The sequence below is a fragment of the Cupriavidus basilensis genome, from assembly GCF_029335485.1.
Taxonomy (GTDB): Bacteria; Pseudomonadota; Gammaproteobacteria; order Burkholderiales; family Burkholderiaceae; genus Cupriavidus; species Cupriavidus basilensis_E.
This window is the reverse complement of sequence record NZ_JARJLM010000285.1, coordinates 1-9,936: the sequence shown is the minus strand read 5'-3', so window position 1 is coordinate 9,936 and position 9,936 is coordinate 1. Positions and strand designations below refer to the sequence as shown.

The window sequence follows — 9,936 nt, the reverse complement described above, 5'->3', positions numbered from 1 at the left end:
AGCAGGGCCGGCTGGGCCAGCGGCTGCGCGGCCTCGGCCAGCGCCGCCAGCGCGTCCTGCCACTCGCCATGCCCGGGGCCGGCACCGGCCACCCGTTCGAGAGCAGCCGCGGCCTGCTGCAGGTTGCGCGTGTCGATGGGGTCGAGCCAGCCGTAGTAGCGCATGCGGTAATCGGCGTGTGCCGCCGCATGCGCCGCATCGATGCGGAAAGCTTGCAGGCACTCGCGGATGGCGGAGCGCAGCACCAGCAGGGCCGCGCTCTCAGGCTGGTCGCCAGACGGTGCCCGGTTGACCGTGACCAGCAGATAGACGGCGTCGTTCAGCAGGGCCTGGGGCACCCGCACCTGCCCTTGCAGGTACTGGCGCAGCAGCAGGTGGGCGCGGGCGGCCAGCCGCTTGGCCAGCAGGTCCGACTGCAGCAGGCCATGCGCCAGCGCGCCAAACACCAGCGCCAGCACATGCCACACGCCGCGATCCGGGTGGTCGGTGGCGCGGCGCAGTTCCTGTTCGCTGGCGCGGACGTCTTCCAGCGCGGATTCCAGCGGCAGATAGGCCTCGTGCAGCAGGCTCGGCTCGTGGCACGGCACCGGCAGGCGCAGCGCCTTGAGCAAGGCGGCTTCGAAGCGCTGGCGCGCGCGCGTGACGGTCGGGGCCATGCGCATCGGCAGCAGGATGCCGGGCAGCATCTGCAGTTCGTCGACCCACAGGTCGGCGGGGTGCATGCGGTCCTCGCCCAGCCGCCCCAGCACGTCGGCATAGGAGCAAAAGAGGCGGACCGGGTCTTCCTCGTCGCCGGCCATCAGGTCGTCGACATACTCGGCCAGCGCCTGCACGCCCGCGCGGAAGGCGGCCAGGGTCCCGGCGTCGGCTGCCACCGCGCCGGCGTCGATGCCTTCCAGCAGGCGGCGCAGCGCCTGGCAATACGGATCGATGCCGCGCAGGCCGACGATATGCACGGCGCCGGCGGCCTGGTGCAGATGCTGGCCCGCCAGGCGCAGCGAGGTGGTATCGCGCGCGCCCAGCGCTTCGGGTGCCTGCTGCACTTCATCGACGTAGTGGCCCAGTTCGGCCGCGGCATCGTCCAGCGCGGCACGCAGGCTCGGCGCCAGCCAGGCCAGCACGGAAAGATCGCGCGCCACCGGGGCGGCGCCCTTCCCGGCCGGCGCGGCGGATGGCGCCGCGGGCAGGCCGGGCGCCGGTGGATCCTGGGTGGCCGGGTCCGAGCCGGCATCCTCGCGCGAGACGGGGAAATTCAATGACATGACTGCTTCCAATGCGTCCAATGCGGTGGCGCCGGTCCGTGGCCCGCATCCGCGCGGGCTCGCGTAGCACGCCAGGGCTGCCCCGTAACGTAACCCCTCAGGCGATCTTGAAGCGCAGCACGGAGTTGCGCAGCTCTTCGGTCAGCAGCGTCAGCTGGCGCACCGAGAGCGCGGTCTGGCGCGTGCCGGACGAAGTTTGTTCCGTGACCTGCAGGATCCCTTCGATATTGCGCGCCACCGCGGTAGCCAGTCCTGCCTCATGCGAGGTGGTCTGCGAAATCTGTTCGATCAGTTCGGCCAGCTGGCGCGACACGCGGCCGATCTCCACCAGCGCGGCGCCGGCATTATCGGACAGCTTGGCGCCTTCCACCACGCCCTGCGTGCTGCGCTCCATGGCGTGCACCGCGTCCTGGGTATCGGTCTGGATGGTGCGGATCAGCGCGCCGATCTGCTTGGTTGCCTCGCCGGAGCGCTCGGCCAGGCGCTGCACTTCTTCCGCCACCACCGAAAAGCCGCGCCCGGCCTCGCCGGCCGACGCGGCCTGGATGGCGGCGTTCAGCGCCAGCACGTTGGTCTGCTCAGTGATGTCGGAAATCAGCTCGACGATCTCACCGATCTCCTGCGACGACTCGCCCAGGCGCTTGATACGCTTGGCGGTGTCCTGGATCTGCTCGCGGATGTCGTTCATGCCGACGATGGCGTTCTGCACCGCGTGCTGGCCCTGCTCGGCCGCGGCCAGCGAGGCGCGCGCCACGTTGGCGGATTCCGCCGCGCCGCGCGATACCTGCGTGATGCGGTCGGCCATTTCCACCACCGATTCGCCGGTCTGGCGGATCTGGCGCGATTGTTCCTCGGACGCCGCGACCAGTTCGGTCGAGGTGTCCTGCACCTGGCTGGATGCCTGCGTCACCTCGCCGGCGGTCTGCTGCACCCGGCCCACCAGTTCGCGCAGTTCTTCCACGGTGTAGTTCACCGAGTCGGCAATGGCGCCGGTAATGTCCTCGGTCACGGTGGCCTGCCTGGTCAGGTCGCCGTCGGCGATGTCCTGCAGTTCGTTCATCAACTGCAGAATGGCCTTCTGGGTGGCGTCGTTGTTGCGCTTTTCATCCAGGCGGCGGGCTTCGGCCTCGCGTTCGCGGGCCTCGGCTTCGAGCGCCCGGGCGCGCGAGTCGCGCAGGTAGAGCGCTGCCAGCCCGCCCAGGAAGACCAGCGTGAGCACGGCCGAGACGATGGTGGCGCCGAGCGTCAGCGGCCGCACGCGCGCGCCTTCGGCATAGGCGGCCTGCAGCGCGGACAGCTCGCCGCGCAACGCCTCATTGTCGTTGAAGATCTGCTGCTGGGCACGCTTGGCGGCGATCAGGCCCGGCAGGTTCTGCAGGATGGTCTGGGTGGTCTTCTGCACCGCGTCGAAACGCTGCGACAGTTGCTCCAGGTAGCTGCGGGTCTCCGCATCACCGGCTGCCGACAGCCGCAGCGCCTCGCTGCCGTTTAACAGGCCATCCAGGGTTTCGTGGAAGGTGTTGGTGTCCTTGCCCAGCAGGAACGCGGTTTCCGGGTTGACGCCTTCGCCGGCCAGGAACTCGTTGAGGTTCTTGCCCAGGCGCTGCGTCAACATCACCAACTGCGCCGAGGCGGCCACCTCGCGGGCGTTGGCGCCGCTCTGCAGCTTGATGGCCGCCACCTGCTCGGCGCTTTCCAGCAGCTCGGGGTTGGAGGCGTTGAAGATCTGCAGGGTCTGGCCGATGGTGGTCAGGGTGGGCTGCTGGGCCAGTACGTCGCCGGCGCTCTTTTCGGTGCGCTGCCAGGACTCCATGGCTTTCTCCAGCAGCGGCGCGGCGCTGGCGCCGGTGGCACGCACCTGCTTCTCGGCGCTGCCGTTTTGCAGGGCCTGCAAGTCGCCGGCGAGTTCGCCCTTGGACTGGCGCAACTGCGTAAAGGCCTGCGCATTGCCCAGCAGCGCCACCGGCACCGCCTTGGCCAGGCGCTGGGAGTGCATCAGCATGTCGCCGGCGATCTCGATCTGCGCCGCGCCGTTGTTGGCTTCGCGGTTATCGAAATACACCGATGCCAGCAGGGCCGCCAGCGACACCACCACCCCCACGGTAAGGGCACGCTGCTGGCTGGCGAACGGAATGCGGGAAAGCCTGTCCGAGAGCCGCCGGGACGGAGTGCTTGCGGCAGCCGGCGCGTTGGCGTCCACCGCCGGTTCGGCGGCACCGGCCGTCTGCGCCTGGCGACCCAGGCTGAACATCTTGAAACCCATAGCACCCTCTTCCGTTATTTTTCGAGTTCGATTTGCCGCGCGCCTGCCCGCATGTGCCGACTTGTGTCCGCGCCTGTCCCGATAGGGAGGCTCAGGCGGCCTGCCTGCCCACTTGCAGGAACGCGGGCGACGCCAGCAGCCGGCGCACGTCGAGTACCTGCCAGTCGCGCCCGTCGCGATCGGCAAAACGGGCGCCCTCCCACTCCGGCGCGGGGTCCTGCCGGGCCGGCTCCGCGCCGGCCGGCACGGCCGGCAAGGCGAGGTCGCCCGCATGACGCAGGCCAATCACGCGCGTGGCAAGAATGCCGCAGGCACGCTCCACCTGGCGCGACAGCACCACGATCTTGCTGCCCGGCTGCAGCGGGGTGGCGCCCTCGCCGCAGAACAGGCCGAAATCGATCACGCCAAGCAGGCTGCCGCGCGCGTTCACCAATCCCGTGTACCAGTGCTGGGTCAGGGGCACGCGGCTGGGCTGACGCATCTCCAGCACCTCGCCGGTCTCCGGCAACGGCAACAGCCAGTGCCGCTGGCCCACCAGCAGGCCCAGGTAGCTGTCCACCGCCGGCAGGTTGCGCGCCTCGCGCAAGCGGCGTGCCAGCATGGCCTGGTAGTCCTGCAACCGGGTCTGTCGGGCGCGAAGGTCCTGGCGCGGCGCGGTCATGGTCGGGTCCGTTGAGAAGGAAGGAGACAGTCGGTTGGCGGCCTGGCCCGGCTCAGTGGGCCAGCGCCGCGATCTTGTTCAGCAGTTCGTCGCCATCGACCGGCTTGACGATGTAGTCGGCCGCGCCCTGGCGCATGCCCCAGATGCGGTCGGTGTCCAGGCCCTTGCTGGTGCACATGATGACGGGGATATCCTTGAAACGGTCGTCGCGCTTGATCGCGCGGGTGGCCTGGTAGCCGTTCTGGCCCGGCATCACCACGTCCATCAGGATCAGGTCGAAGGCTTCCTTCTCGAGACGGGTGAAGGCCTGCTCGCTATTGCCGGCCACCGAAACCTTGAAGCCCTTCTTGCCAAGCAGGTCGGACATGAACAGCGCTTCGGTCGGAGAGTCATCGACGATAAGGATTTTGCTGATAGTCATAGTGGTGGGTATTCCTTGATTTGCGCTCAAGCCGGCAAGGGGCCGCCCGAGGCGGCGGCACGTGGCAGGCAGGCATCGACTGCCTGCAACAGCGACTCGCGGGTAAACGGCTTGGCTAGATGGTCTTGCGCGCCGACCAGGCGGCCGCGCGAGCGGTCGAACACGCCGTCGCGGGAGGACAGCATGATGACCGGGATGGCATGGAAGCGAGGGCTTTTCTTGATCAGGGCGCAGGTCTGGTAGCCGTCCAGGCGCGGCATCAGGATGTCGCAGAACACCAGGTCCGGATGCATGTCGCCGACCTTGGCAAGTGCCTCGAAGCCGTCTTCCGCCAGCATCACCTGGCAACCGGCCTGCGACAGGAAGATCTCCGCGGTGCGGCGGATCGTGCTGGAATCGTCGATCACGAGCACCTTGCGGCGCGCAGGCATGGGAGCGCCGCCGGCGGCTGAGCCAGTTGCGACCGCGCCGCTGACCTCGGCGTTGACCCGAATGCTTTCTTGTAGTTGAGCGACCCGCATCTCGTTCCCGCGACCGGCGTGCTTCCCTGGGAAAGTGCCGGCATTCACTTGAGAACTTCCGCTCGCCGCAGACTCGCTGCGCCGACGGACCCCGAAACAAAACGATCTGATTTCCCGAAAACACGCCGGCGCGGTGGCCCCGGCACGGCAAACGGCGGCGCGTGGTGCCCGCGCCTGCCGTCATCCCCCCCAAAGGGTGGACTTTCAAATTTGAAACAGAGTGTGACAAGTCGCCGTGGGGCCGTCAATCCGGAATCTCGGGCAGCCCCGGGCGATCTGTCGCATTGACGCGACGCGGCGCGGCGGGCTGACCGGCCCGAGCGGCGTCCGTCATCGCCGCGTCACGCCTGCCTGGCTCGAAACCCGGCGGCTGCGGCTCCAGGCGGCAACGCGATACTGCGCGTGACGCCCGTCATGGCTTCAGAGCGCCACCATCTCGAAATCTTCCTTGCGCGCGCCACATTCCGGGCAGGTCCAGTTGATGGGCACGTCTTCCCATTTGGTGCCGGGGGCAATGCCGTCTTCGGGCGCACCGGCGGCTTCGTCGTAAATCCACCCGCAGATCAGGCACATCCAGGTCTTGTATTCCATAACGGTACAGTCACTCTCCATTAAAATTCAGGGCCAGATGGTACCGAATCGGCGCCGCCGGCGCCAGCCGGGTAAGCACGATTCGGGCCAAATACGCCGTGTTCACGCACGTTACCGCGCAAATGCCTCGCATTGCAGCTGTTTTGCCGGCATTTTGCACCTAACTTGCTGCTTGATAGAACGCGTTTCTCCCGCTTTTGATTTCACGCAAAGCCATGTCTCGTAACCAGCAGCTCTTCGACCGCGCACAGCAAACCATTCCGGGCGGCGTCAATTCCCCCGTGCGCGCCTTCCGCTCGGTGGGCGGCACGCCCCGCTTCATCACGCGCGCCGAAGGCGCCTATATGTGGGATGCCGATGGCCAGCGCTACATCGACTATATCGGCTCATGGGGCCCGATGATCGTCGGCCACGCCCACCCCGACGTGGTGCGCGCGGTGCAAGAGACCTCGGCCCACAGCTTCTCCTTCGGTGCGCCGACCGAAGCCGAGATCGAGATGGCCGAGGAAATCTGCAAGCTGGTGCCGTCGATCGAGCAAGTGCGGCTGGTCTCCTCCGGCACCGAGGCCACCATGAGCGCGCTGCGCCTGGCGCGCGGCTTTACCAGGCGCGACCTGATCGTGAAGTTCGAGGGCTGCTACCACGGCCATGCCGACAGCCTGCTGGTCAAGGCAGGGTCCGGCCTGCTGACCTTCGCCGACACCACCAAGAACGCGCCCTCCTCGGCCGGCGTGCCCGCCGACGTGACGAAGCACACCATGGTGCTGGAGTACAACAACGTCGAACAGCTGGAGCAGGCCTTTATCAAGCACGCCGACGAGATCGCCGCGGTGATCGTGGAGCCGGTGGCCGGCAATATGAACCTGGTGCGCGCCAGCGATGCCTTCCTGCAGGCCATGCGCTCGCTGTGCACAAAGTACGGCGCGGTGCTGATCTTCGACGAGGTGATGACCGGCTTCCGCGTGGCGCTCGGCGGCGCGCAGGCGCACTACGGCATCACCCCGGACATGACATGCCTGGGCAAGGTGATCGGCGGCGGCATGCCGGCCGCGGCCTTTGGCGGCCGGCGCGACATCATGGCCTGCCTGGCGCCGCTGGGCGGCGTGTACCAGGCCGGCACGCTGTCGGGCAACCCGCTGGCGGTGGCGGCCGGGCTGACCACCCTCAAGCTGATCCAGGCGCCGGGCTTCCACGACCGCCTCGCCGCGCAGACCCGCAAGCTGGCCGACGGCCTCGCCGCGGTGGCGCGCGAAGCCGGCGTGCCGTTCGCGGCGGACGCCATCGGCGGCATGTTCGGCCTGTATTTCCGCGACGGCGTGCCGGCCAGCTTCGCCGAAGTCACGCAAAGCGATACGGCGCGCTTCAACCGCTTCTTCCACGCCATGCTGGACGCCGGCGTGTACCTGGCGCCGTCCGCCTACGAGGCGGGTTTCGTCTCGGCCCAGCACGACGACGCCATCCTGGCCACCACCATCGACGCCGCCCGCAAGGCGTTCGCGGCCAACTGAGGGCCGGCCGCGAACGCCCCTCCCGGGGCGGATCGCGGCCCTAGCCGAGCAGGCCCGGCGCAGCCGCCTCGATCTGCTCGCAAGCCTGCGCCAGCGCAGCCTCCAGGGCCTCGCTGGCGGGCGTCATGGGTGCGCGCAGCTCGTTGCGCAGCCATCCCTGGCGCGCCAGCATCGCCTTGAGCGGTCCCGGGTTGGGCTCGGAGAAAAACTGCCGGATCATCGGCATCAGCGTGTGGAAGATGCGCCGCGCCAGTTCCAGCCGCTGCTGTGCCACCGCCCGCGCGAGGGCCACGAACAGTTCCGGATACAGGTGGGCCGAGGCGATGATGGCGCCCGCGCCACCCAGGCACAGCGTGCCCAGCAACTGGTGGTCCTCGCCCGCCAGCACGGCCAGGCGTCCGTCGGCAATCGCGGCCTGCGTGCCGTGGTAATCCCCGCCGCAATCCTTGATGGCGCGGATATTCGGATGCGCCGCCAGCGCAAGCATGGTTTCGGGCTCGATCTTCACACCGGTGCGGTAGGGAATGTCGTACAGGACCAGCGGCGCGGCCGCGCTGTCGGCCAGGCCGCGGAAGTAGTCCAGCAGGCCCGCCTGCGAAGGCCGCACATAGTACGGCGCCGGAGCCAGCAGCCCCGCCAGCGGCCTGTCGGCGAGGCGGCGCACGCGCGCCTGCACCTGCCTGACGTTGCTGCCCGACACGCCCATCATCACCGGTAGCACGCCGGCGCCGGCCAGCACGGCATCGAGCACGGCCAGTTGCTCATCCTCGTCGAGGGCGGCCGCCTCGCCGGTGCTGCCGCACACCACGAAGCCGGCGATGCCGCTGCCGGCATAGCGGGCCACCAGGCGGGCCAACGCGGCATGATCGACGGCGCCGCCGGCAAAAGGCGTGACCAGCGGCAGCCAGATTCCCGAGAAGACTGGTTGAGATTGCTGAGATTGCTGAGATTGTTGCTCTTGCTGCATCGAAACACTCCTGATACGACCGGTCAGGAAAACCGTGCAGAAGTGCGCCGGGTGGCAGCCAGGCCCGCGCAGGGCAATGGGAGAGTATGAACCGCCTCGCCCCTGTTCGCAGGTGCCGTTCCGTCGCTCATCTGACGGAACAGCGCCCCGGTCAGACGAGCGGCTGTTTTTTGGCTTTGGCGCGCGCCGGCACCTGCCGCTGCGAGGCAGCGGAGTTCGGTACGGAAATGGCGGGCAAGCGGCGCATGGAAGAATTGGATTTGACCGTGATCCGGCACGGTGACCGCCAGAGGGGCGATCCGCGGCAATCACGGTAAAGGTGCAATCTACCGGGCCGGGCATGCCGCCGTCAAGCCACCCATGGTCATTTTGATTGCACCGCCTGGCCCTGCGCTACACTGAGGTCTCTTGGATTTCCGGAGTCTTTCGATGCGCGCATTCCTTTCCCTGTCCTCGCCGCGGTCCGCGCGGTCCGTCTTGCGCTGGCTCTTGCTGGCCTTGTGCGCCAGCCTGCTGTCGGCCTGCGGATACAACGACTTCCAGGCCAAGGACGAGGCCGTCAAGGCGGCCTGGGGCGAGGTGATCAACCAGTACCAGCGCCGCGCCGACCTGATTCCCAACCTGGTCAATACCGTCAAGGGCTATGCCACGCATGAGCGCGAGACGCTGGAAGCCGTGACCCGCGCGCGCGCCGCGGCCACCAGCATCCAGGTCACGCCCGAAACCCTCAACGACCCGGAAGCCTTCAAGCGCTTCCAGCAAGCCCAGGGCGAGCTGAGCAGCGCGCTGTCGCGCCTGCTGGCGGTGTCGGAGAACTACCCGCAACTCAAGGCCGACGCCTCCTTCCGCGACCTGCAATCGCAGCTCGAAGGCACCGAGAACCGCATCACGGTGGCACGCCAGCGCTATATCGCCGCCGTGCGCGACTACAACATCCTGGCGCGCAGCTTCCCCACCAACCTGACGGCGATGATCTTCAAGTATCCGGTCAAGCCGTCGTTCACGGTGGAGAACGAGAAGGCCATTTCGGCGCCGCCGACGGTGAAGTTCTGACAGGCGGCAGGGATCCACGGATATGCGGCTAGCCATGCGCCTGCACAGGCGGCACCTCCCCGGACACAGCGGATGGCTGACCGCCGCGCTGGCGTTGTTGCTATGGCTGGGCGCACTGTTCGCGCCGCCGGCCATGGCTGCCGGCGACGGCTTCGTACCGGTGCCGCCGCTCACGCAACGGGTAACCGACCTCACCGGCACGCTCAGCGCCAGCCAGCGCAGTGCGCTGGAGAACGTGCTGGCCGAATACGAGCAGCAGCGCGGCAGCCAGATTTTCGTGCTGATGGTGCCCACCACCGAGCCCGAGCCGATCGATGCCTACAGCATCCGCGTGGCCGATGCCTGGCGCGCGGGCCGCAAGGGCATCGACGACGGCGTCATCCTGCTGATCGCCAAGGACAACCCCGCGGGCCTGCGCAAGATGCGCCTGGAAGTGGGCCGCGGCGTGCAGGGATCGCTGACCGACGCCATGTCCAAGCGCATCCTGCAGGACGTGATGGCGCCGCACTTCCGCCAGAACGACTTCTACGGCGGCATAGCCGCGGGGGTCTCGGCCATCCAGGCCACCATCGACAAGGAAGCCCTGCCCGGCCCGCAGGCCGGCGGCAAGGCCGCCCGCCAGGATTCGTGGACCGGCTGGCTGCCGGTGCTGTTCCCGCTCGCCATCATCCTGTTCTTCTTTATCTCCG

Annotated in this window: 9 protein-coding genes and 1 pseudogene; 3 read left to right on the top strand and 7 right to left on the bottom strand. The window is 68.2% G+C overall.

Going from position 1 to position 9,936, the window contains the following annotated elements; translation table 11 throughout:
* The 6 genes and pseudogenes from P3W85_RS16825 to P3W85_RS16800 all read right to left on the bottom strand — a co-directional run.
* A pseudogene (locus P3W85_RS16825) lies at positions 1-1,262 on the bottom strand (Hpt domain-containing protein); the annotation flags it as partial.
* Positions 1,263-1,359: 97 nt separating this feature from the next.
* A complete protein-coding gene (locus P3W85_RS16820) occupies positions 1,360-3,525 on the bottom strand; it encodes a methyl-accepting chemotaxis protein (protein ID WP_017225884.1) in 2,166 nt (721 codons plus the stop codon).
* Positions 3,526-3,616: 91 nt separating this feature from the next.
* On the bottom strand, positions 3,617-4,186 hold the full coding sequence (locus P3W85_RS16815) for a chemotaxis protein CheW (protein ID WP_276265611.1): 570 nt from the start codon (positions 4,184-4,186) through the stop codon (positions 3,617-3,619).
* Between the two features lie 52 nt (positions 4,187-4,238).
* On the bottom strand, positions 4,239-4,607 hold the full coding sequence (locus P3W85_RS16810; RefSeq protein ID WP_017225882.1) for a response regulator: 369 nt from the start codon (positions 4,605-4,607) through the stop codon (positions 4,239-4,241).
* Between the two features lie 26 nt (positions 4,608-4,633).
* Positions 4,634-5,128, bottom strand: coding sequence for a response regulator (locus P3W85_RS16805; RefSeq protein WP_035809521.1), 495 nt, complete (start codon positions 5,126-5,128; stop codon positions 4,634-4,636).
* Between the two features lie 420 nt (positions 5,129-5,548).
* Positions 5,549-5,719: a rubredoxin gene (locus P3W85_RS16800; RefSeq protein ID WP_017225880.1), complete on the bottom strand. Its 171-nt coding sequence runs from the start codon at positions 5,717-5,719 to the stop codon at positions 5,549-5,551.
* Positions 5,720-5,934: 215 nt separating this feature from the next.
* Here P3W85_RS16800 and hemL point away from each other — a divergent pair, with 215 nt between their 5' ends.
* The gene (gene hemL / locus P3W85_RS16795; RefSeq protein ID WP_276265610.1) at positions 5,935-7,227 is read left to right on the top strand and encodes a glutamate-1-semialdehyde 2,1-aminomutase; all 1,293 of its coding nucleotides are present in this window, start codon (positions 5,935-5,937) and stop codon (positions 7,225-7,227) included.
* Positions 7,228-7,267: 40 nt separating this feature from the next.
* On the opposite strand, the gene dapA is transcribed toward hemL, so the two are convergent.
* Positions 7,268-8,194: a 4-hydroxy-tetrahydrodipicolinate synthase gene (gene dapA, locus P3W85_RS16790; protein ID WP_276265609.1), complete on the bottom strand. Its 927-nt coding sequence runs from the start codon at positions 8,192-8,194 to the stop codon at positions 7,268-7,270.
* Positions 8,195-8,623: 429 nt separating this feature from the next.
* On the opposite strand from dapA, the gene P3W85_RS16785 reads away from it, so the two are divergent.
* Both P3W85_RS16785 and P3W85_RS16780 read left to right on the top strand, forming a co-directional pair.
* Positions 8,624-9,247 carry a LemA family protein gene (locus P3W85_RS16785; RefSeq protein ID WP_017225688.1) on the top strand — a complete coding sequence of 208 codons (624 nt, stop codon included), beginning with the start codon at positions 8,624-8,626 and terminating at the stop codon, positions 9,245-9,247.
* Between the two features lie 34 nt (positions 9,248-9,281).
* The coding region (locus P3W85_RS16780) for a TPM domain-containing protein (protein ID WP_276265608.1) at positions 9,282-9,936 on the top strand (655 nt) is incomplete at its 3' end.

What these genes read in the sequence shown, in the direction of transcription:
- P3W85_RS16800 (WP_017225880.1), bottom strand. Translation starts at nt 5,719, where the DNA reads ATGGAATACAAGACCTGGATGTGCCTGATCTGCGGGTGGATTTACGAC.
- P3W85_RS16820 (WP_017225884.1), bottom strand. Translation starts at nt 3,525, where the DNA reads ATGGGTTTCAAGATGTTCAGCCTGGGTCGCCAGGCGCAGACGGCCGGT.
- P3W85_RS16810 (WP_017225882.1), bottom strand. Translation starts at nt 4,607, where the DNA reads ATGACTATCAGCAAAATCCTTATCGTCGATGACTCTCCGACCGAAGCG.
- P3W85_RS16805 (WP_035809521.1), bottom strand. Translation starts at nt 5,128, where the DNA reads ATGCGGGTCGCTCAACTACAAGAAAGCATTCGGGTCAACGCCGAGGTC.
- hemL (WP_276265610.1), top strand. Translation starts at nt 5,935, where the DNA reads ATGTCTCGTAACCAGCAGCTCTTCGACCGCGCACAGCAAACCATTCCG.
- dapA (WP_276265609.1), bottom strand. Translation starts at nt 8,194, where the DNA reads ATGCAGCAAGAGCAACAATCTCAGCAATCTCAGCAATCTCAACCAGTC.
- P3W85_RS16815 (WP_276265611.1), bottom strand. Translation starts at nt 4,186, where the DNA reads ATGACCGCGCCGCGCCAGGACCTTCGCGCCCGACAGACCCGGTTGCAG.
- P3W85_RS16785 (WP_017225688.1), top strand. Translation starts at nt 8,624, where the DNA reads ATGCGCGCATTCCTTTCCCTGTCCTCGCCGCGGTCCGCGCGGTCCGTC.